23 protein-coding genes, 1 other RNA gene and 1 pseudogene are annotated in these 19,716 nt (G+C 67.9%); 14 read left to right on the forward strand and 11 right to left on the reverse strand.

What is annotated here, in order from left to right; all coding sequences use genetic code 11:
* From FK529_RS09105 to FK529_RS09115, 3 genes are all read left to right on the forward strand, one after another.
* The coding region (locus tag FK529_RS09105; RefSeq protein ID WP_146560681.1) for an integrase core domain-containing protein at positions 1-132 on the forward strand (132 nt) is incomplete at its 5' end.
* Positions 133-262: 130 nt separating this feature from the next.
* The gene (locus FK529_RS09110; RefSeq protein WP_146561025.1) at positions 263-808 is read left to right on the forward strand and encodes a sugar O-acetyltransferase; all 546 of its coding nucleotides are present in this window, start codon (positions 263-265) and stop codon (positions 806-808) included.
* Between the two features lie 138 nt (positions 809-946).
* Positions 947-1,900: a sulfite exporter TauE/SafE family protein gene (locus tag FK529_RS09115; protein ID WP_146560682.1), complete on the forward strand. Its 954-nt coding sequence runs from the start codon at positions 947-949 to the stop codon at positions 1,898-1,900.
* Between the two features lie 49 nt (positions 1,901-1,949).
* On the opposite strand, the gene FK529_RS09120 is transcribed toward FK529_RS09115, so the two are convergent.
* From FK529_RS09120 to hisN, 6 genes are all read right to left on the reverse strand, one after another.
* The gene (locus tag FK529_RS09120) at positions 1,950-3,191 is read right to left on the reverse strand and encodes an MFS transporter (protein ID WP_146560683.1); all 1,242 of its coding nucleotides are present in this window, start codon (positions 3,189-3,191) and stop codon (positions 1,950-1,952) included.
* 133 nt (positions 3,192-3,324) lie between these two features.
* On the reverse strand, positions 3,325-3,648 hold the full coding sequence (locus FK529_RS09125) for a transglycosylase family protein (RefSeq protein WP_146560684.1): 324 nt from the start codon (positions 3,646-3,648) through the stop codon (positions 3,325-3,327).
* Positions 3,649-4,130: 482 nt separating this feature from the next.
* Complete coding sequence (locus FK529_RS09130) at positions 4,131-5,480, reverse strand: cryptochrome/photolyase family protein (RefSeq protein ID WP_146560685.1); 1,350 nt, start codon at positions 5,478-5,480, stop codon at positions 4,131-4,133.
* 72 nt (positions 5,481-5,552) lie between these two features.
* A complete protein-coding gene (locus FK529_RS09135; RefSeq protein WP_146560686.1) occupies positions 5,553-6,794 on the reverse strand; it encodes an acyl-CoA dehydrogenase family protein in 1,242 nt (413 codons plus the stop codon).
* Between the two features lie 35 nt (positions 6,795-6,829).
* On the reverse strand, positions 6,830-8,197 hold the full coding sequence (locus tag FK529_RS09140) for an acyl-CoA dehydrogenase family protein (protein ID WP_146561026.1): 1,368 nt from the start codon (positions 8,195-8,197) through the stop codon (positions 6,830-6,832).
* Positions 8,198-8,338: 141 nt separating this feature from the next.
* Positions 8,339-9,139 (reverse strand): histidinol-phosphatase, encoded by an 801-nt coding sequence (gene hisN / locus FK529_RS09145; protein ID WP_146560687.1) that lies wholly within the window; start codon positions 9,137-9,139, stop codon positions 8,339-8,341.
* Between the two features lie 62 nt (positions 9,140-9,201).
* Between hisN and FK529_RS09150 the strand changes: the two genes are divergently transcribed.
* The 9 genes from FK529_RS09150 to ssrA all read left to right on the forward strand — a co-directional run bounded on the left by FK529_RS09150 (position 9,202) and on the right by ssrA (position 15,134).
* Positions 9,202-9,594 carry a hypothetical protein gene (locus FK529_RS09150; RefSeq protein WP_146560688.1) on the forward strand — a complete coding sequence of 131 codons (393 nt, stop codon included), beginning with the start codon at positions 9,202-9,204 and terminating at the stop codon, positions 9,592-9,594.
* A 2-nt stretch (positions 9,595-9,596) separates the two neighbouring features.
* The gene (prfB, locus tag FK529_RS09155) at positions 9,597-10,712 is read left to right on the forward strand and encodes a peptide chain release factor 2 (protein ID WP_146560689.1); all 1,116 of its coding nucleotides are present in this window, start codon (positions 9,597-9,599) and stop codon (positions 10,710-10,712) included.
* A complete protein-coding gene (locus FK529_RS09160) occupies positions 10,702-11,613 on the forward strand; it encodes a mechanosensitive ion channel family protein (RefSeq protein WP_146560690.1) in 912 nt (303 codons plus the stop codon). The genes prfB and FK529_RS09160 overlap by 11 nt, the downstream gene beginning before the upstream one ends.
* Entirely contained in the window at positions 11,610-12,185 is a 576-nt protein-coding gene (locus tag FK529_RS09165; RefSeq protein ID WP_146560691.1) for an Rv3103c transmembrane domain-containing protein, read from the forward strand. The genes FK529_RS09160 and FK529_RS09165 overlap by 4 nt, the downstream gene beginning before the upstream one ends.
* A gap of 27 nt (positions 12,186-12,212) precedes the next feature.
* A complete protein-coding gene (ftsE, locus tag FK529_RS09170; protein WP_146560692.1) occupies positions 12,213-12,902 on the forward strand; it encodes a cell division ATP-binding protein FtsE in 690 nt (229 codons plus the stop codon).
* A 54-nt stretch (positions 12,903-12,956) separates the two neighbouring features.
* Positions 12,957-13,862 carry a permease-like cell division protein FtsX gene (gene ftsX, locus FK529_RS09175; RefSeq protein ID WP_146560693.1) on the forward strand — a complete coding sequence of 302 codons (906 nt, stop codon included), beginning with the start codon at positions 12,957-12,959 and terminating at the stop codon, positions 13,860-13,862.
* A 104-nt stretch (positions 13,863-13,966) separates the two neighbouring features.
* Complete coding sequence (smpB, locus tag FK529_RS09180) at positions 13,967-14,446, forward strand: SsrA-binding protein SmpB (RefSeq protein WP_146560694.1); 480 nt, start codon at positions 13,967-13,969, stop codon at positions 14,444-14,446.
* Positions 14,447-14,557: 111 nt separating this feature from the next.
* Entirely contained in the window at positions 14,558-14,680 is a 123-nt protein-coding gene (locus tag FK529_RS20705) for a hypothetical protein (RefSeq protein WP_269432087.1), read from the forward strand.
* Positions 14,681-14,763: 83 nt separating this feature from the next.
* Positions 14,764-15,134, forward strand: a transfer-messenger RNA (tmRNA) gene (ssrA, locus tag FK529_RS09185).
* A 489-nt stretch (positions 15,135-15,623) separates the two neighbouring features.
* On the opposite strand, the gene FK529_RS09190 is transcribed toward ssrA, so the two are convergent.
* The 3 genes from FK529_RS09190 to FK529_RS09195 form a co-directional block, all read right to left on the reverse strand.
* Positions 15,624-15,947, reverse strand: a complete 324-nt coding sequence (locus FK529_RS09190) for a hypothetical protein (RefSeq protein ID WP_205124376.1) — start codon at positions 15,945-15,947, stop codon at positions 15,624-15,626.
* Between the two features lie 163 nt (positions 15,948-16,110).
* Positions 16,111-16,281, reverse strand: coding sequence for a hypothetical protein (locus tag FK529_RS20010; RefSeq protein ID WP_158635085.1), 171 nt, complete (start codon positions 16,279-16,281; stop codon positions 16,111-16,113).
* Positions 16,282-16,376: 95 nt separating this feature from the next.
* Complete coding sequence (locus FK529_RS09195; protein ID WP_146560695.1) at positions 16,377-16,634, reverse strand: hypothetical protein; 258 nt, start codon at positions 16,632-16,634, stop codon at positions 16,377-16,379.
* Positions 16,635-16,796: 162 nt separating this feature from the next.
* Here FK529_RS09195 and FK529_RS09200 point away from each other — a divergent pair, with 162 nt between their 5' ends.
* Positions 16,797-17,243 (forward strand): hypothetical protein, encoded by a 447-nt coding sequence (locus FK529_RS09200; protein WP_146560696.1) that lies wholly within the window; start codon positions 16,797-16,799, stop codon positions 17,241-17,243.
* Between the two features lie 274 nt (positions 17,244-17,517).
* Positions 17,518-18,699, forward strand: a complete 1,182-nt coding sequence (locus tag FK529_RS09205; RefSeq protein WP_146560697.1) for a DUF7373 family lipoprotein — start codon at positions 17,518-17,520, stop codon at positions 18,697-18,699.
* A 336-nt stretch (positions 18,700-19,035) separates the two neighbouring features.
* Here FK529_RS09205 and FK529_RS20560 read toward each other — a convergent pair whose 3' ends face one another.
* Together FK529_RS20560 and FK529_RS20775 are read right to left on the reverse strand one after the other, a co-directional pair.
* Positions 19,036-19,371 carry a DUF4241 domain-containing protein gene (locus FK529_RS20560; RefSeq protein WP_231703033.1) on the reverse strand — a complete coding sequence of 112 codons (336 nt, stop codon included), beginning with the start codon at positions 19,369-19,371 and terminating at the stop codon, positions 19,036-19,038.
* 30 nt (positions 19,372-19,401) lie between these two features.
* A pseudogene (locus tag FK529_RS20775) lies at positions 19,402-19,599 on the reverse strand (hypothetical protein); the annotation flags it as partial.
* Between the last annotated feature and the right edge of the window lie 117 nt (positions 19,600-19,716).

Below are 19,716 nucleotides of genomic sequence, written 5' to 3' on the forward strand. Positions count from 1 at the left end.
CAATCCGAAACCGAACGCCGAAACGAACTACCCGGATGGCTGCACTTCTACAATCACCACCGACCCCACTCCGCCATCGGAGGCCGCCCACCCATCACCAGGCTGACCAACCTCCCTGGACATCACATCTAGAGGGCGAGCGCGGCGCCCGACGTGACTGCGGGCCACCGTGTCGTTCTGGGTTGGACGCGTACGCGACAACCGTACCTCCCGGCCTTCCACCCGGTAGGTACCGTGGGGCGTGCCCACGGAACTCCAGCGGATGCTCACCGGCGAGCGGTACCGCGACAGCGATCCCGCGCTCGTCGCGATGCGGAAGTCGTGCGGACGGTTGCTCGACCGGTTCAACGCCACCGTCGCGGACGACGACGCGGAGCGCTCTCAGATCCTCCACGCACTCCTCGGCGGCATCGGCGACGGCTCGTGGGTCGTGCCGCGCTTCCAGTGCGACTACGGGGCGCACATCACCATCGGTGCCAACAGTTTCCTCAACTACGACGCGATCCTCATGGACTGCGCTCCCATCACGATCGGCGACGACTGCTCGATCGGGCCACGGGTGCAGCTGCTCACGGCGCTGCACCCCGTCGAGGACCACGCGGCGCGCCGGGCGCGGTGGGAGACGGCGGAGCCGATCACGATCGGCGACAACGTCTGGTTCGGCGGCGGCGTCATCGTGTGCCCCGGCGTCACGATCGGGCGGAACGCCGTGATCGGCGCCGGCAGCGTGGTGACCCGCGACGTCCCGGACCACGTCGTCGCCGTCGGCAACCCGTGCCGCGTCGTGCGCTCGCTCCCCGTCGAATAGTCGCCTGCGCGCACGCGCGCACCGGTCCTGGATTCGGACCACGCTGAGCGGGACGGTTCCGACACCGTGGCGTACTCGGCAGAGTGTCCTCGCACACCGGACGAGTCCGCTCGTCCGCCCCAGCCGCAGGAGTTCAGCATGAGTACCCTCGTCATCGTCGCGTTCGTCGGTCTGCTCGGGCAACTCGTGGACGGGAGTCTCGGGATGGCCTTCGGTGTGACCGCGACGACCTTCCTCGTCGCGCTCACCACGCTCTCGCCCGCCGCCATCAGCGCGACGATCCACCTCGCCGAGATCGGCACGAGCGCCGTGTCCGGCGCTTCGCACTGGCGGTTCGGAAACGTCGACTGGAAGGTCGTGCGTCGCATCGGAATCCCCGGGGCGATCGGCGCCTTCGCCGGGGCGACGGTGCTCTCGAATCTCTCCACCGAGGTCGCCAAGCCGTTGATGTCCTCGATCCTCCTGCTGCTCGGCCTGTACGTGCTGCTGCGCTTCACGTTCCGCGGTATCGACACCAAGAACCTGGGCAAGCCGCTGCGGTCACGCTTTCTCGCTCCGCTCGGCCTTTTCGGTGGCTTCGTCGACGCCACGGGCGGTGGCGGCTGGGGCCCCGTCGGCACTCCGGCGCTGCTGGCTTCGGGCCGGATGGAGCCGCGCAAGGTGGTCGGCACGATCGACACCAGCGAGTTCCTCATCGCCCTGGCGGCTTCGCTCGGGTTCCTGGCGAACCTGGGGGGCGAGGGTGTGAACTTCGCGTACGCCGGGGCGATCCTGCTGGGCGGCGTCATCGCGGCGCCGTTCGCGGCATGGCTTGTGCGGCACTTCCCGCCGCGACTGCTCGGCGCTTCGGTGGGCGGCCTGATCATCCTCACCAACGCCAGGACGCTCATGGGCAAAGACGCCCTCGCCCTCGACCCCGGCACTCAGCGCGTCGTCTACATCCTGATCGTCGCGGGCTGGATCGCCGCCTTCGCGTACTCCTTCGTTCAGTACCGCCGCGACTCCGCACTCGAGTCCGCCGACTCCATCAGCGATCTGGCAGCCCGCAACGCGACCGCCGCCGGTGAGGAGAAGGCGACCGCGCCCGCCTGATTCCGCGCCACGTCATCCACGCATCCGCAGGCCGATGGTCTCGTGGAACTCATGGTGTGGGAACCCGGCCCCGCGTCCACGTGGTGATCGCCGCGGGCCCGCGGCCGCGGTCGAGGCCCCGCACCAGCACTGCGCAACCGATACCGGAGAGCACCATCCCGGTCGCGAAGGCCGCCGGGTAACCGAGCGTGTCGCCCACGATGGCGCCGGCGAATCCGGCGAGCCCCTGGGCCGCGACCACGGCGCTCGCGAGCAACGTGTAATCCGCGCCGGCATCGTCGCGCTCGCACGCGTCCATCATCAGCGTGAACAGCGCGACGAGCGCGGCGCCGCCGAAGACGTGCTCGAGCACCGTCGCCGAGATCACCATGGCGCTTCCGCCGATCCCGAGCGCCGCCGCGACGAACAGTCCGACCGCGAGCGTCTGGCTGACGCCGCCGAACAGCAGGGCCGGTCGCCGCCCGTAGCGGTACGCGAGCCAGCCGCCGAGCGCCGATCCGGCGAGGGCGCCCGCCGAGCTCAGGGCGCCGCTCACCAGGGCGATCTGCTGCAGCGTCAGCCCGGCGTCGTGCAGGAACGGGCCGGCGATCGACGACGCCATGGAGTTGCCGAACTTGTAGGCCACGAGGAGGCCGATCAGGGTGATCACCCCGGGCCGGCGGAGTCGGCGCCACCATGCCGTGCCCAGGCGGCCGCGACGGTCCTGCCCCCTGCTGGACCGCTGCACCTCGCCGGACGGCTCGTCGCGTGCCAGTAGGACCACGGGGACCGTGCACAGGAGGATGAGCCCGCCCAGGGTGAGCAGCAGCACGCGCCAGCCGCTCTCCGCGTAGATCCACAGCAGCCCGCCGCCCCCGGCGATCATGCCGAGCCGGTAGGCGCCCGTCTGGATGCCGTTGCCGACTCCTCGTTCGCGCGGGCCGAGGAGGCGGACCGCGAGGCCGTCGGTGGCGACGTCCTGGGTGGCCGAGAGCAGGTTGATGGCGGCGATGGCGACGAACAGCCACCGCAGCGAGCCGGCGAGGTCGGTCGCGGCCAGGGCGAAGACCACGCCCGCGGAGCCGAGCTGGGTGGCGAGCAACCATTGCCGTCGGGTGCCGATCCGGTCGACGGCGGGCGCCCACAGGAATTTCAGGCCCCAGGGCAGGTAGAGCAGGGAGGTGAGGCTGATCGCTGTCAGGGACAGGCCCGCGTCGCGCAGTAGCACGGGGATCGCCTGGGTGAAGAAGCCGAAGGGGAGCCCCTGGGCGAAGTACAGCCCTGTCAGGAGGACGAAAACGCGCAGTGGCACCCCGCGATTCTGACAGTCCGCGCGAGGCGAGGCGCGGTCAGGGCGCGGGAGGCGGGACGGAAAGACGCCGGTGGCGGCCGATTCACAAGGAATCGACCGCCACCGGCGTCAGTCTTAACGCGCTGGGTGCGACTTAGCCGCGGCCACCGCAGCTCGGCCATGCGCCGATGCCCTGCGAAGCGAGGACGTTCTCCGCGACGCGGATCTGCTCGGCACGCGAGGCGTTGTGGGGCAGGCCCGAGCCGCCGTTGGCGCGCCAGGTCGACGGGCTGAACTGCAGGCCGCCGTAGTAGCCGTTGCCGGTGTTGATGCTCCAGTTGCCACCCGACTCGCAGGCCGCGATGGCGTCCCAGTTCACGCTGGAGGCGTTCGCAGCGCCGGTGCCGAAGGCAACGGGAGCGGCGACGATCGCACCGGTGACGGCCATCATGCCCAGGGTCTTACGGATGTTCTTCAAGGGGTTCCTTTCGCCGTTGCGCATGCCAGTGCACAGCCCGATGGGGGCCGAGGTGCTGGGAAGATATGGGCCGTGCCTTCTCTGTCGGGCACGGCAGTGGACTGAGTCAGATCGCTCACCCGCTTCGGCGACGTGGTGCGTCGCTCCCGAAAGCGGTCCGGCGCCCGAGGGAAGATGCTCTCGTTTCGGCGGCGGGGCCCACACATACGCTGTGGTTCGTGGATTCAGTTGTGTTCCCGTGATCGGGTCGAGGGCAACACTAGGGGTCTTACAAGCCGGTGTCATCCCCGCTTCGGAACGGTCGCGGTTTGATAACGCTTCGGTCACGGCGCGGCGCGAACCCGGTTATGCCAGGTCACGCAGAAGAATGCTAGCAATAGCTCGCATGGGCAATGACCTGCGGAAAGTGACGGCAATCACACGAAAATTGTGGCTCCGGTCACCGAAACGCTGGATCACGAAACGGTCAAGTCGGACCAGGATCAGGCGGTGCGCGCGGTGCGGTATCGCGCCAGAGTGACCTCGCGCTCGTGCGCGTGGTCGACAATCCGAGCCGGATAGCCGTGTGCGTAGCCGTCCTCGTGCTTCCACGGCGTGAGGGCTGCCGCACCGTCGAGGTGACGGAGCTCGGGGATGTATCTGCGGACGTAATCGCCCTGCGGGTCGAATTTCTCAGCCTGGGCAGTGGGGTTGAACACCCGGAAGTAAGGTGCCGCGTCGGTCCCCGTCCCCGCGACCCACTGCCACCCGTGAGCGTTCGACGCCGCGTCGCCGTCGATCAGGAGGTCCAGGAAGTGCGCGGCGCCGTGCGGCCACCAGACGTGCAGGTCCTTGGAGAGGAAACTCGCGACCACCATGCGCACCCGGTTGTGCATCCAGCCCTCCGAGAGGAGCTGTCGCATGCCCGCGTCGACCAGGGGGAAGCCGGTCTCCCCGCGCTGCCAGGCCGTGAAATCCTCGCCGGGGTCCGTGTATTCGAGTCCGGCGAGGGCGTCCGTCAGATCCGTGTGCAGCGAGCCCGGGTTGTGATGGAGGACGTCGGCGTAGAAGTCGCGCCAGCACAGCTCTGAGGAGAACTTCAGCGCGCCCTCGCCGGCACCGAGGTCCGCGAGGAGGGTGCGCGGATGGACGGCGCCCACCTTGAGGTAGGGGGACAGGCGGGACGAGGCGTCGAGATCCGGCCGGTCGCGCTCCTGTGCGTAGCGCGGCAGGTCGTCGGAGCGGAACCGCTGCCACCGCGCGAGCGCCTCCTCCTCGCCCGCCGGCGGAAGTTCGACGGGGCTCGAGCCGTGGAGGTTCTTCAGCGAGGTGCGCGCGGCATCCCCCGGCGTCGAAGGGGGGCACCACTGCACCGGATCGGACAGGCGGGCGGGCCCGGGCCACCGGTGCTCGCGCCACGCGCGCTGGAAGGCGCTGAAGACGCGGTACGGCGTACCGTCGGCCTTCGTGATCCGACCGGGGGTTACGGCGTAGGGAGAACCCGTCTCCACCCACTCGATGTCGTTCTCGGCGAGGATTTCTCGTACGACATCATCGCGACGCCTGCCGAAGGGTGTGGTCTCCCGGCTCACGTGGACGGCGGTCGCTCCCACGGCGCGCGCGGCCGCGAGCACCTCCTCGGCGGGAGAACCCGTGCGCACTTCGAGTCCGCCGTCGAGCTGCGCGTCGAGCGCGAGCACGTTGGCGGCGAACCAGGATCCGCGCGGGCCGTCGCGCAGCAGTGCCGGATCGAGGACCATCAGCGGCAGCACGTCGCCGTCCGCCGCTGCTGCGCACAGTGCGGGATTGTCGCCCAGGCGCAGATCGCGCCGCGCCCACCAGATCACGGTCATGCCCGCAACGCTACAGACGCCGAGCGGGGCGCCGCCAGACGGCGACGCCCCGCTCGACCTGGGTCGACGGTCCTACTTCAGCTGTGAGCTGTTGAGGTTGAGGTGTCGGCGCGCGATGATCAGCTGCTGGATCTGCTGCGTGCCCTCGAAGATGTCGAGGATCTTCGAGTCGCGGGCCCACTTCTCGAGCAGGGTGCGCTCCGAGTAGCCGAGCGCCCCCGCGAGTTCGACGGCCTTGAGGGTCACATCGGAGCCGACCCGACCGGCCTTGGCCTTCGCCATCGACGCGTTCATCGAGTTGGGAATCTTGTTGTCCGCCATCCAGCCCGACTTCAGCGTCAGCTGGTACGCGGCCTCCCAGTCCGACTCGAGCCGGATGAACTCCGCTGCGGCGTGCGGCAGTGTGTTCACCGGCGCGTCGTAGTCGATGACGATCCCGGCATCCTCCAGCACGGTGCGCAGCTCCTCGAGCGAGGCGCGGGCGCAGCCGATGGCCATGGCGGCCACCAACGGGCGGGTGTTGTCGAAGGTCTGCATGACCCCGGCGAAACCCTTCTCCACGTTCACCTCGGGGCTGCCGAGGATGTTCTCGAACGGGATGCGGCAGTCCTCGAACCGGATCTCCGCGGTGTCGGAGGCGCGGATGCCGAGCTTGTGCTCGAGCCGGGCCACCGTGACGCCGGGATGCTCGCGGGGCACCACGAAGGACTTGATCGCGGCGCGGCCGGCGCTCTTGTCGACGGTCGCCCACACGACGATGTGGTCGGCGCGCGCGCCCGAGGTCACGAAGATCTTGGTGCCGTTGAGCACCCACTCGTCACCATCGCGGGTCGCCGTGGCGCTGACTGCGGCCGAGTCCGAGCCGAACGAGGGCTCGGTGATCGCCATCGAGGCCCAGACCTTGCCGAAGCGCTCGAGCTGCTCGTCGGTCGCGACCGCGGCGATGGCAGCGTTGCCGAGCCCCTGGTAGGGGAAGGCGAGCATGAGGCCGGTGTCGCCCCAGCACATCTCGATCGCGTTGATGATCGACTCCATGGTGCCGCCGTTGCGGCTGCCCGCCGTGACGTCGGGCGGCGTGGGCTTGGGCTTCTCCTCGCCCTCGCTCTTCTTCCGGTCGCCCGACGCGGCCGACGGCGCCTGGCCCGCATCGGCCAGCCCGTCGTAGAGGGCGGCGATGGTGTCGAGCTCCTTGGGGTACTCGTGCTCGGCGAGGTCGTACTTGCGCGAGATGGGGCGGAAGATCTCGGCCGCGCCCTGGTGCGACATCTCGGCCGACGCCTTCAGCTTCTTGGGGAGTTCCAGATTGATTGCCATGAGGGTTCTTTCTTCTGCTCTGAAGTCGAAGGGGCCTAGAGGACGACGACGCCCTCGGCGATGCCGACGGCGCGCAGGTCGCGGTACCAGCGCTCCACGGGGTGCTCCTTGGTGAACCCGTGCCCGCCGAGGAGCTGGACGCCGTCCAGCCCGATCCGCATGCCCTTGTCGGTGGCGAACTTCCGTGCGAGCGCGGCCTCGCGGCCGAAGGACAGGCCCTGCTCCGCGCGCGAGGCGCCGCGCCACACGAGCAGCTCCAGGCCGTCGACCTCAGTCGCCATGTCGGCCACGGCGAAGGCCACGGCCTGGCGATGCGCGATCGGCTCGCCGAAGGCCTCACGCTCCTTGACGTACGGGGTCACGTAGTCGAGCACGGCGCGTGCCGTGCCGAGTGCGAGCGCCGACCAGCCGAGGCGGGCCAGTCGCACCACGTCGGTGTAGTTCTGGGCGGCGGTGTCCAGGTCGACCTCGCCCAGCAGCGCGGTCCCGGGGACCTTCACGTCGTCGAGGTTCAGGCGGCCCAGAGAGGCGGCACGCAGGCCCATGCTCGGGTCGCCCTCGACGATCACGCCGTCGGTGCCCGATTCGACGATGAACAGCGCGGGCTTGCCCTCCAGCTCGGCGCCGACCACGAACAGCTCTGCCGAGCCGGCTTGCGGCACCATCGACTTCACGCCGTTGAGCACGAACCCCTCCGCGGTGCGGGTGGCCTTGGTGGACAGCGCGAACGGGTTGAACAGCGCGCCGGGCTCGGCGATCACCACGGAGGACTGCGGCACGGACTCGCCCGCGTACTCCTTGAGGTAGGTCTGCTGCTGGCCGTCGGAGCCGAACTGCGCGAGCGTGACCGCGACGCCGCTCGGGGCGAGGATCGGCAGCGCCAGGCCCATGTCGCCGTGGGCGAGCGCCGCGGCCACGAGGGCGTTGGTCACCGCGCCGCGGTCGCTGCCCGCACCGTCGAGCTCCTCGGGCACGTTGATCATCGTGATGCCGAGCTCCGTGGCGCGCTCGAGCAGCGAGGCCGGGGCCGCCGTCGCCGCGTCGGCCTCGGCGGCAGCCGGGCGGACGATCTCGGCGGCGAAGTCCCGCACGGTGTCGACGATCATCTGCTGCTCGTCGTCCGGAGTGAGGTCGTAGTTCGACTTCGTGCTCGAGGTCAGCCGCTGGGGCTTACCGGTGCCGGAGACGGCCTTGAACGTGCGGTTCGCGGCGCCGAGCGCCTTGAAGCCGTGTTTGGTGCCCTCGTAGGCGACGCGGTTCACCACGTCCTGCAGGCCGCGGTTCTGCACGAAGGGGGTCTGCACCACGGCCATCAGGGCGCGGATCAGCTGGCCGGTCGGGTTCCGCCGGATCGGGTTCTTCCCGATGGCGCTGGTGTCCCGGGGATCGGTTGACGTGCTCATCTCCACCATCTCGTCGTCGTGGCGGCGCAGGTCGTGGGCTGGTCCCTGACCCCGCGCCGTCAACTTACTCATCAGTCAGATGGGACCTTACTCCTCGGTAAGATCGGTGCCAAGAGATGGGATGAATCATCCTTCGGCGTATCAGGGAGTCAGACGTCGCAGCACCTGCGGGTGCAGAATCGGGTTCGCCGCGACCGCCGAGCCCGCGTGCGGGCCAGGCGTCCCGTCCGTGCCCGTGAACAGCCCCCCGGCCTCGCGCACCACGATCTCGACGGCGGCCAGGTCCCAGAGCGAGACCTCCGGTTCCACCGCGATGTCCACCGCGCCCTCCGCGACCAAGCAGTAGCTCCAGAAGTCGCCGTAGCCGCGCAGGCGCCAGGCGTCCTCGGCCAGCGCGAGGAATCGGTCGCGGCCCGCCCGGTCGGCGAAGTAGGACAGGTCCGAGAAGGAGATGCTGGCGTCCCCGATCTCGCCGACCCCGGAAACCGAGATCCGGCGCGGCTCGCCACCGTCGAACTGCGTGTAGGCGCCGGCTCCCGTGGAGGCGAACCACCGGCGCCGCAGCGCGGGCGCCGAGACCACCCCGACCACGGGCACGCCGTCCTCGAGCAGTGCGATCAAGGTGGACCAGACCGGGACGGCGCGCACGTAGTTCTTCGTGCCGTCGATCGGGTCGAGCACCCACTGCCGGCCCGCGAAGACGGCCTCGCCGCCGAACTCCTCGCCGAGCACCGCATCGCCGGGGCGCTCCGCGGCGAGCCGCTCGCGGATCAGGGTCTCGGTGGCGAGGTCCGCGTCGGAGACGGGCGTGAGGTCGGGCTTCGCGTCGACCCTGAGGTCCAGGGCGCCGAACCGTGCCATGGTCAGCTCGTCGGCCGCGTCCGCGAGGGCGAGGGCCAGGGTGAGATCGGGGTGCGGGGGGTTCGACGGTGCGCTCGACATGCGAGAACGGTAGCGGAGGCCGGACACGGGCGCGGGGCGGTCCCTGTCGGTAATCTGGGCATATGGAATGGATCTGGGTGCTCTTGCTCGCCGCCATGCTGGGTGCGCTGGTCGTCATGTGGCAGCGCTCCAAGCGCGGCACGCTCGGCACCGCGCCCGCGGGCCCCGGCATGGAGGACGGGACTCTCACGCTCAGCGGCGTGAGCCCGCGCCCCGTCGAACCCGACCAGAAGGGCCAGGCCTTCGTGACCGTCTCCGGCACCGTCGAGGGCCCGACGACGCCGCCCACGCACGTCTACCGACGGCTGATCGTGGACTTCGCGGAGCGCTGGCCGGAAGTCGGGGACCGGCTGCCCGTGTTCTACAAGGTGGGCAAGGTCGACAGCTCGTGGCAGCTCGGCAGCCTCACCCCGCCACCGGATCCGTACGGCGGGCCGGGCCAGTATCCTGGGTGACTGTGCATCCTGACGTAGCCGCTGACATCGAGAGCCTCGACACCACCCTGCAGACGGTGGAGAAGGTGATCGATCTCGACGAGTTGCGCCGGCGCGTCGATGAACTGGAACACAAGGCGTCCGACCCCGAGCTCTGGAACGACCAGGCCAACGCGCAGCAGGTCACCAGCGAGTTGTCGCACGCCCAGGCGGAGCTGCGCCGCGTCACCGATCTGCGCCAGCGCCTCGACGACCTGCCCGTTCTGTACGAGCTCGCCGACGCCGAGGAGGGCGACGACCGGGCCGCCGCGCTCGAGGACGCCGACGGCGACCGTGCCCAGTTGCGCACCGAGATCGAGGCCATGGAGGTCAAGACCATGCTTTCGGGCGAGTACGACGCCCGCGACGCGCTGGTCAACATCCGCGCCGGCGCCGGTGGCGTCGACGCCGCGGACTGGGCCGAGATGCTCATGCGCATGTACGTCCGCTGGGCCGAGAAGCACGGCTACGGCGTGGAGGTCTACGACACCAGCTACGCCGAGGAGGCCGGCCTGAAGTCCGCCACCTTCGCGGTGAAGACCGACTACGCGTACGGCACCCTCTCCGTCGAGATGGGCACCCACCGGCTCGTGCGGATCAGCCCGTTCGACAATCAGGGCCGCCGCCAGACCTCCTTCGCCGAGGTCGAGGTGCTGCCCGTGGTGGAGACCACCGACCACATCGACGTCGACGAGAACGAGGTGCGCGTGGACGTGTACCGCTCGTCGGGCCCGGGCGGGCAGTCGGTCAACACCACCGACTCCGCGGTGCGGCTCACGCACATCCCCACCGGCATCGTCGTCACCTGCCAGAACGAGAAGAGCCAGCTCCAGAACAAAGTCTCGGCGATGAAGGTCCTGCAGGCCAAGCTGCTCGAGCGCAAGCGGCAGGAGGAGCGCGCGCAGATGGACGCCCTCAAGACCAACGAGGGTGCGTCGTGGGGCAATCAGATGCGGTCCTACGTGCTGCACCCGTACCAGATGGTCAAGGACCTGCGGACCGAGTACGAGGTGAACAACCCGTCGGCGGTGCTCGACGGCGACCTGGACGGCTTCATCGAGGCCGGCATCCGCTGGCGGATGCGTGGCGATGACGAGTAGCACGCTGCTCGCGACCTCGATCCTCCCCGATGTCACGGGGTGGCGGCTCCTCATGTTCGAGCGGGTGCTGCCCATCGCGCTCTGGACCCTCGCCGCGGTCCTGGCGAACCGGTTCGTGAACTGGTTCTCCGTGCGCGTCACGATGCGGATCGACGCACAGTTCAAGAACAGCGACTCACTCGTCCGCTCGGAGTCCGCCAAGCACCAGCACGCCCTGATCCAGGTGATCAGCTGGGTCGCGATCGCCGCGATCTATCTGTTCGCCGCCTACCAGGTGGTCAAGACGCTCGGTGTGCCGATCACCGCCCTCGTCGCGCCCGCCACCGTCATCGGTGCGGCGCTCGGCTTCGGCGCGCAGCGCATCGTGCAGGACCTCCTGGCGGGCTTCTTCCTCATCACCGAACGGCAGTACGGTTTCGGCGACGTGGTGGATCTCGCGCTCACCGGCGGGTCGACGGCCGAGGGCACCGTCTCCGACGTCACGCTGCGGGTGACGAAGCTGCGTAACACCGACGGTGAGGTCATCACCGTCCCGAACGGACAGATCGTCAAGGCCACCAACCTGTCGAAGGACTGGGCCCGCGCCGTCGTCGACATCCCGCTGCCGAAGACAGTCGACATGGGCAAGGTCAACTCGCTGCTGCACCGGGTCGGCGAACGGGCCTACCACGACCCGAAGATGTCGACGCTGTTGCTCGATGAGCCGACGCTCATGGGCGTCGAGTCCATCGACCTGGACCAGGTGAACCTGCGGATGGTCGCGCGCACGCTCCCCGGCAAGCAGTTCGAGGTGGGGCGCAATCTTCGCGAGCGCATCGTGCGCAGCCTCGCGACGGCCGGCATCGACGTCGCGCCGGTCACCGACACCGTCGAGGACGAGGAGGAGGTGAAGCCGCAGTGACGGACGACCCGAAGCGGCCGCAGGGCGACGAGCCCGACGCCGAGGCCACCACCGAGCTCCCCGCCCGGACGGCGCCCGAGCCGGCTGCCGCACCGTCGGAGTCCACGCGGCCGCGCCCGTCCGCCTGGCAGCGCGTCCCGAAGACCATCCCGCACACCCGGGCGCGCACCAGCACCGTCGTTCTGGTGCTGCTGTTCCTCGGGCTGATGTGGTGGTACCTCGACCTGTACGCGCAGTTCGTCCCCGAGGAACAGCGACGCACGGGGCAGACGCCCGTCGCGACCACGACCGCGCCCGCCCGGGAGGCACCCACCTACGACGGGCCGACCACGACGCCGTCCCCGACCCCGTCGAGCGCGGTCCCGTCCCGCGGCGAGGTGGGGGAGTCCGGCGCACCCTCGTCGACGGTGCCGGGCAGCTCGGGTGAGCCGACCACCGCGCCCGCGCGCACGGCGACGACCACCTCCGCGCCGGGCGGGATCGTGCTGCCTGGCGGTGCGACGCTGCCGGGCGGGACCACGGAGCCGCCCACCTCCGGCGGCGCACCGACGACGACGGTTCCGGCGGGCTAGTCCCCGGCGTCAGTAGACTGGGCGCTCGTGATCACGCTCCAGAACGTCACGATGATGTACAAGGCGTCGGCCCGGCCGGCGCTCCATGACCTGTCGCTCGAGATCGGCAAGGGTGAGTTCGCCTTCCTGATCGGGCCCTCGGGTTCCGGGAAGTCGACGTTCTTCCGGCTGTTGCTCAAGGAGGACAAGCCGACCAGCGGCGACGTCTACGTGGGCGACTACCACGTGAACAAGCTCTCCGGGCGGCGCGTCCCGCAGTTGCGGCAGTCGCTGGGATGCGTCTTCCAGGACTTCCGGCTGCTGCAGCAGAAGACGGTGGCCGAGAACGTGGCCTTCGCGCTCGAGGTCATCGGCAAGCCGCGCACCGTCATCGACCGGACCGTTCCGCAGGTGCTCGACTACGTGGGGCTCGGCGGCAAGGCGAACCGCATGCCGAGCGAGCTGTCGGGCGGTGAGAAGCAGCGCGTTGCGATCGCCCGCGCCATCGCGAACCGGCCGCTGCTGCTGCTCGCCGACGAGCCGACAGGCAACCTCGACCCCGACACGTCGGCCGAGATCGTGGACGTGCTCGACCGGATCAACCGGGCCGGGACCACCGTGGTCATGGCCACGCACGACCGGCACATCGTGGATTCGATGCGCCGCCGTGTCATCGAGTTCCGCATGGGCGAGATGGTGCGCGACGACGCCACCGGCGTGTACGGGCTGGGCCGCTGACGGCGCCCGCCGCGCCCGACGCCGACGACGACGAACCGAAGGACTGAATTCCCAGTGCGAGCCAGTTTCATCACCAGCGAGGTCTTCACGGGCCTGCGCCGGAACGTGAGCATGACGATCGCCATGATCCTGACCACCGCGATCTCGCTCGGCCTCTTCGGCGGTGGTCTGCTCGTGGTGCGGATGGCCGACAAGAGCCAGGACATCTTCCTGCAGCGCGTCGAGATCCAGGTCTTCGTCGACGACAAGGTCGCCGCCGACGATCCGGACTGCCAGAAGTCCGTGTGCCAGGCGCTCGAATCGAAGATCAAGGCCCAGCCCGGCGTCGACTCCATCGACTACATCTCCCAGGAGCAGGCGCTCGAGACCGCCAAGACCAAGACCTTCGCCGGGCAGCCCGAGCTCGCCGACCTGGTGCGTCCCGGCGTGCTGCCCGCGTCCTTCAAAGTGCGCGTCGGCGACGAGAACAGGTTCGCCGCGGTGATCGACGCCGTGAAGGGGCAGCCCGGCGTCGCCGGGGTGCAGGACCAGCGCGAGCTGGTGGAACGCGTCTTCTCCGTGCTCAACGGCGCGCGGAACGCCGCCTTCTTCGTCGCGCTGATCCAGGCGGTCGCGGCGGTCCTACTGATCGCGAACATGGTTCAGGTGGCCGCGTACACGCGGCGCACCGAGGTCTCGATCATGCGGCTCGTGGGCGCCTCCCGCTGGTACACCCAGTTGCCCTTCCTCCTGGAGGCTGTGATCGGCGCGGTGATCGGCGCGGGGCTCGCGATCGCGGGCCTGTTCGCGGGCAAGGCCCTGTTCTTCGACCGGGCCCTGCGCGAGATGTACGGGGTGAACATCCTGGCGCGGATCACCAACACCGACGTGCTCCTGGTCTCACCGTGGCTGATCCTCGTGGGCGCCGGCTTCGCCGCCATCACCGCGTACGTGACCCTGCGCTTCTACGTGCGGGAGTAGCGCACCGATAAGTCGCTTTCCGCGCACCGTCGCATCCCCGTAGGATGGAGAGGTTGCCCAGCGTGACCGGCACTCGGTCGCGGCGTACGGAAGGGATGGGGACGATGGCGAAGGAGAAGGGGCGCTCGGTGATCGCGAGCAACCGCAAGGCGCGCCACAACTACGCCATCCTCGACACCTTCGAGGCCGGGGTCGTGCTGGTGGGGACCGAGGTGAAGGCGCTCCGCGAGGGCAAGGCCTCCCTGGTCGACGCCTACGCGACCATCGACGACGGTGAGGTCTGGCTGCGCGGCCTGCACATCCCCGAGTACGGCAACGGCTCGTGGATCAACCACACGCCGCGCCGCACCCGCAAGCTGCTCATGCATAGGCGGGAGATCGACTCGCTGACCGGCAAGATCCGTGAGGGCAACCAGACGCTCGTGCCGCTGTCGATGTACTTCAACGAGGGCCGCGTGAAGGTCGAGCTGGCGCTCGCCAAGGGCAAGCAGGACTACGACAAGCGGCACGACATCGCCCGCCGCACCGCCGAGCGCGAGCTGGTCCGGGAGCTGGGCCGGCGCGTCAAGGGCATGCGCGGCTGACGTCTTTCCGACGGTGCCCGGCGTGGCGCGTTGAGTTCCGATCTTCGCGGGCGTTCACTTGAGGCACGAGTTACTGGTGTGACTTGTGAGACTCAAGTGAGGAGCGAATCCATGAGCGTCGAGAACCGGGCCAAGGTCGTTTCGCTGGCACAGCGCGTGGGTGGGGTGCTGCTCACCGTGCTGATGAACATGAACGCCTCCGCGGCCGGCGTGCGTCTGCGCGCCGTCGGATAATCGCTGGACAGAGGCCGATGCCGGTGCGGTAGTATGGAACTTCCACCCCGCAAGGGGTGGGCTTCCGCTGAGGCGGACGATGAGGGGCCGATCGGTTTCGACTTCGTTTGTTGACGCGGGGGAAGCGTGCCGGTGCAGGCTGGAGACCACCGTAAGCGTCGCAGCAACCCTATAAGCGCCGATTCCAATCAGCGCGACTTCGCTCTCGCTGCCTAAGCAGCCAGGCGAGTCTGTCAGTCCGGGTTCGCCCTCGGCCCGGGTACTGGCATCAGCTAGAGGGATTCACCCCGCGGTGCGGTCGCGGCATCGCGGGGGACATCCAACAGCGACTGGGATCGTCATCCTGGCTCGTCCGTGAGACCGGGAGATCCGAGTAGAGGCACAGCGGACTGCGCACGGAGAAGCCCCGTAGAAATGACGGAGGACCCGGGTTCAATTCCCGGCGGCTCCACGGACCCCCGTTCACCTGAAACGCCAGGTGGGCGGGGGTTTTTCTCTGTCATGAGCAGGGTGTCAGCAGGCATCATGACAACCTCATGACAAGTCAGCGGGATTCGGTGTCATGATGACAGCGGTGCGGGCGGGCACCCTCGACGGCATGACACAGCGGTACAGGTTCGTCTGGGATAACAACTCATCGGGGGAGACTCTCCGGGAGGGGGGCTGTAGGGCTGAGCGATACCGCTCGGGAGGCGCGGGATGCGATCCCACCGGAGGTCGCTGGAATAATCCCCTCGGCGGGGGTTATCGAGCAGGACTTGATGGACCACTTCCAGAACCCAGACAACGGGGCAGGCGCGTTCTACTACGCGACCCAGCCGCCGCTGCGTTTATTCGTGAGCACGGTCTAAGCGGTCGTACAGGATGCGCTGTGTACCGCAGCGCCAGCCTCAGATGGGTCACGCGCCGGTCTACAGGCGATTCTGGGCGCGCCTGGACGGGACTAGCACTTCGGGCGTTTGCGTCGAACCAGATACGCCCCTGCGACCAAGTACGCGACATAGATCACCGCTGCGAGCACGTAAATCAGAGTCGAGACCGTCGATGGCTTGCCGCTCGCCGCGAGCGCCGCGCCGCCGAAAACCACCACGGTGACGACGGGGGCGAGAATCCAGAACGCAGCCTTCGTCTTTGAGTCCCGGAGGTGCGGCGGGACGGCGGTGGAGAGCAGCAGCTCGATGAGAACCCACCCGGGGTTATCGGACTTCGATTCCTCGTGCCTACGCGGCTCTGGCGAGTCCTTCGTCAGCTCAGACTCCCTGGACATCCTCGATCCTCTCATTGGGGGTTCACGCGGTCGTACTGAACGTACGCTACCCGTGGGTCCAGGCACCCACTGTGCGCCGAGCCGGCGAAAGGTGTCCCCATGTCTGGGCACAAGAAAACCCCCGCTCAGCGTTTGTCTGAACGGGGGTCTGTGGGGGCGTCGGCTAGCTCGTGAGAACCGTCAAGTTGTATCCCATGCTCTTGGCGGCAGCCAGGACACCGCTCACAGGCTCCGCGACAATCTGACCCGTGGTGGTCCTCTCCGCGAGGAGGATGCCCACGAGCACCGATCCGGCGTAGATCGCCGTACCGCTGTCGCCGTGGTCGGCTTCCATTCCGGTGATCGTGAATTCACTGGTCGAGAAGTCATCCGGCGAGACCGAGCCCAGCTCCCGACCAGGGGAGCTGGGCTCTGTGCGTTGCCGTCAGATCAGCGGCACTCGAACTGCGTCCACATCAGCTTGTACGGCGCACCAGTCCGCCCCTGCGCCTTCGCCTTGCGCCACGCGTCCTGCGTCGCCTGCTGCGGTCCGCCGCCGTACCCGTCGAAGATGTAGTTCCCGAACATGACTCGCGAGTGGTACTGGCACGTCTCCGCGTTCGCCGCCCCCGCAGCGACCGTGCCGAGTCCCGCCAGCACCGCCGCGCCCGCGATCACGCCAGCAGTCACTCTCTTGATCTTGCTCATGTCTTGATCTCCTCCCGTAGCGGCGGACCCTCCCCAGGGTCGGGGACGTGACATCCTCCGCCGCCTCCGATTGAAGCATCGGGGCGATGATGGAAGCTAGCGAGAATGGCAACGATCAGGTCTCGAAAAGTATTAACACCTTTAATGAAACGGAGGTCAACAATGGTCCTCGACGCCTGTCGATTGGAGTATCGAGCCCCTTCTGTTAAAGGGTGTCAAGTTTGCCGCTATCGTCCGAGGCGACACCGTACGGGAAGGGGTGGTCTGATCTACTTCAACGTCCAGGCGGAGGCGACGGATGCTGCTGCAAGGTCGTCCGCTGCTGCCGCCAGCTCATCAGCAGCGGCAGCATCGTCAGCGGTTGCTGCGGCGGCACTGAGGGATCGAGCGCGCGCTGCTGCCCCTGCGGAGATCGCCGAGGCGGCGCGGGAGCGTGCCAAGTGCGGTCCCGATCCTGCTGAGGGCAACTACCACTTCGACGCGTTGGAGACGAGGCTCTGCAAGCTCTCTGTGTTCGAGAAATACGGGACGTGTGACCAGAGCGAGTCGAAGAATCTCACCCTGGACAACTGCGTGGACTGGCTCATCGGGAAGGGAAAGGTGAAGTAGCAATGAGGAATCGGCGACGGAGTCTTCTCCCCTTCGCGGTCGACAGCGGGTCCGCAGTCTTGGCAGGCTGCTCGACCACCATCGCTGGAACCGCTGTGCTTGTGGGGACTGGCAGTGGTGCGGCGTCCACTGAGGTGGCATCAGCGCAGAGTGACCATGACCGCGCAATCGTCCGCGCCAAACGGTCGCTTGGCGAGCACTTGCACCCGCTCACGAGCGGGACGCTCCCCTGTTAGCGTGCCTAGTCATGGGGAGAAGAAGGACACCTTTCGCGGTGACCGCCGCTGCGCTGTGTGCCGTGCTCGCGGGGTGCTCGACGGTCGAGGGGATACCCGTCGCGGACCCATCGGTGGAGGCTGCGTTCAAGCTCGACACAGGCAACTACCCGACGACGCCGCGAGTGGTGAAAGCGGTAACTCCCGCCGATGCATGGCAGCAAGAGGGGTTCCGAATCGGCGACTCCGTTATTTCGCCGTGGGACGTGGACTCGTCGTTGACTGGCACAACCGTTGGGGAGGGTGGCGAGCTTGTGGGTCCCGTGTGGATGCCCGCTCAGCTCGGTGCGAATGGTCTCGCGCTGCCGATGACGACCGAGATGTTGGACGCGTTCAAGTCCAGCCCGTTCCAGGCGGGGTTCGTCGCAGCCGCGCAGAACGCAGACAAGACGAAGGTGTTCCGCGCGGCTCTGTTCCGCTACCCGAGCGCCGACGCTGTGCGCACGGTCGTGGACGCCGCTGTTGCGAAGAACCCGACACCTGGCACGCAGAATTTGGTTCCTGGCGCGGTAACTCTCATGGTCACAGGCACATCAGGCGGGGACACCGTGACGGTCGGCATCGCGAAGGGCGCGATGCTCGCCTTGCTCAGCCTGACCAGCGCCACCACGAATGTAGACGCGACGAAAGCAATCCTGACGAAAGCCGTGCAACTACAGACTCCGAAGATCGACGAGTACAAGCCTTCGCCATCATCTGGCGCTATGCCGAACGTGCCGATGGACCGTGACGGGATCATGTCTCGGACGTTGGCTTCGCGCCCTGGCTCGGACTACAACAACGCGTTGTCTCCTGAATTCAACTGGACTGACGGGTACTCGACTGCTGGTACTTTCGCGCGGCTTCTAGTCCAGAACCGTGGGGTAGACACGCGATGGGGCGTTGACCTCGTGGGGCGCACCAGCTTCGTCTCCGTGCTCCGCCTACCGAACGAGCAGAAGGCGGGTGAATACATCCAAACGGACGCGCTGAACCCGTCACCAGGCAACCCGTTCGCAACAGTGCCTGGGATCAACTCGTCGCTGGCGAGGTGCTACAGCGGCTCGACGCGGGATCGTGTAGTGCATACGTGCGCGGTGCACGGACGTTACGTCGCCTACACCGTCGGCACCACGTTGCAGCGAGTCATGCAGGCGGCCAGCGCGGAGTACCTGATCCTCAAGGCAGCGGGGCCGAACTGACCCACCTGCGCACGGGATGATTGCCGAGCCGTGACGCATTTCGCCTCGCCACATGTCGTTGCTCGCGTGGCATGGTCGTTCGCAGACATGGACACCAGGTGACCCATCGCCCTCGTACGGGGCAGTCGTCGCAGGTTGCCCCATTGAGGTCGCGGATCGAAGGCGAAGCAGTTCGAAGTCGAACAGTCATCCGCTCTCACTTCTGTACATCGGACACCCGCCCTGATGTCCAATTCCGCGCGGCGGTCGATGCAGCTGGTCGGGTGTCGCACCTGGTGTCACGCGCGGAGGTGTCATATCCCAGCGGCGCGTGGGGTGGGACGCCCTTGGAGGGGGCTACTTCTCCTCGTCGGGCTTGTCACCGAGCACCTGTAGGTCGATGTGGATTCCGTTGACATTTCCGTCGGCGTCGTAGGATTCGATGATCGGGTAGAAGCCGTCTCCCCATCCTGAGTGGCAGAGGATGATGTTTGTCTGAGGTGACGTAACTGGGAGTTCGACGTTGGCTACTCCGTCGAAGTAGTGGTCGGGGTTGTCCATGCGCTCGACCCAGATGTCGTTGAGGGCGTCCCACTCGCCGCCCTCAGGGGTGACGTCGAACGCGTCGCCCATCCGCGAGGCCAGGTCACCGAGGTCATTGGGGAACAGGTGTCCGTACTGGTCGAGAGTCATAGACGCGCTCTTATTGCCGAGCTGCCGCTGGACGGTCTTGACGTGTGCACCGGACGCGATCATCAGGGACGCGGCGGTGTGCCGGAGCTGATGCGCGCTGATCCGAGGGACGGTGGCGGGCCCGGTGGGCTCGTCGTTCTCGTCGCGGGGGGATCGATGCCTCGAGGCATCTCTCGACCGCCCTGGTGAACCAGTGCGTGGTTGTCGGCGGCATGATCGGCGTCCCATCGCCACGGGACAATGGAGTTTCCCGATGGACGTGTCGTTCTGAGTACGCCTGCGAATAAGCCCGGCAACGCTCGGTGGAGTGGAAGTCAAGGCTGTTCGTACAGCGCTTATTTTCCG

The sequence above is a fragment of the Tsukamurella asaccharolytica genome (assembly GCF_007858435.1).
Lineage (GTDB): Bacteria > Actinomycetota > Actinomycetes > Mycobacteriales > Mycobacteriaceae > Tsukamurella > Tsukamurella asaccharolytica.

What these genes read in the sequence shown, in the direction of transcription:
- FK529_RS09110 (WP_146561025.1), top strand. Translation starts at nt 263, where the DNA reads ATGCTCACCGGCGAGCGGTACCGCGACAGCGATCCCGCGCTCGTCGCG.
- FK529_RS09115 (WP_146560682.1), top strand. Translation starts at nt 947, where the DNA reads ATGAGTACCCTCGTCATCGTCGCGTTCGTCGGTCTGCTCGGGCAACTC.
- FK529_RS09130 (WP_146560685.1), bottom strand. Translation starts at nt 5,480, where the DNA reads ATGACCGTGATCTGGTGGGCGCGGCGCGATCTGCGCCTGGGCGACAAT.
- FK529_RS09135 (WP_146560686.1), bottom strand. Translation starts at nt 6,794, where the DNA reads ATGGCAATCAATCTGGAACTCCCCAAGAAGCTGAAGGCGTCGGCCGAG.
- FK529_RS09140 (WP_146561026.1), bottom strand. Translation starts at nt 8,197, where the DNA reads ATGAGCACGTCAACCGATCCCCGGGACACCAGCGCCATCGGGAAGAAC.
- hisN (WP_146560687.1), bottom strand. Translation starts at nt 9,139, where the DNA reads ATGTCGAGCGCACCGTCGAACCCCCCGCACCCCGATCTCACCCTGGCC.
- FK529_RS09150 (WP_146560688.1), top strand. Translation starts at nt 9,202, where the DNA reads ATGGAATGGATCTGGGTGCTCTTGCTCGCCGCCATGCTGGGTGCGCTG.
- FK529_RS09160 (WP_146560690.1), top strand. Translation starts at nt 10,702, where the DNA reads ATGACGAGTAGCACGCTGCTCGCGACCTCGATCCTCCCCGATGTCACG.
- smpB (WP_146560694.1), top strand. Translation starts at nt 13,967, where the DNA reads ATGGCGAAGGAGAAGGGGCGCTCGGTGATCGCGAGCAACCGCAAGGCG.
- FK529_RS20705 (WP_269432087.1), top strand. Translation starts at nt 14,558, where the DNA reads ATGAGCGTCGAGAACCGGGCCAAGGTCGTTTCGCTGGCACAGCGCGTG.
- FK529_RS09190 (WP_205124376.1), bottom strand. Translation starts at nt 15,947, where the DNA reads ATGTCCAGGGAGTCTGAGCTGACGAAGGACTCGCCAGAGCCGCGTAGG.
- FK529_RS20010 (WP_158635085.1), bottom strand. Translation starts at nt 16,281, where the DNA reads ATGGAAGCCGACCACGGCGACAGCGGTACGGCGATCTACGCCGGATCG.
- FK529_RS09195 (WP_146560695.1), bottom strand. Translation starts at nt 16,634, where the DNA reads ATGAGCAAGATCAAGAGAGTGACTGCTGGCGTGATCGCGGGCGCGGCG.
- FK529_RS09200 (WP_146560696.1), top strand. Translation starts at nt 16,797, where the DNA reads ATGGTCCTCGACGCCTGTCGATTGGAGTATCGAGCCCCTTCTGTTAAA.
- FK529_RS20560 (WP_231703033.1), bottom strand. Translation starts at nt 19,371, where the DNA reads ATGACTCTCGACCAGTACGGACACCTGTTCCCCAATGACCTCGGTGAC.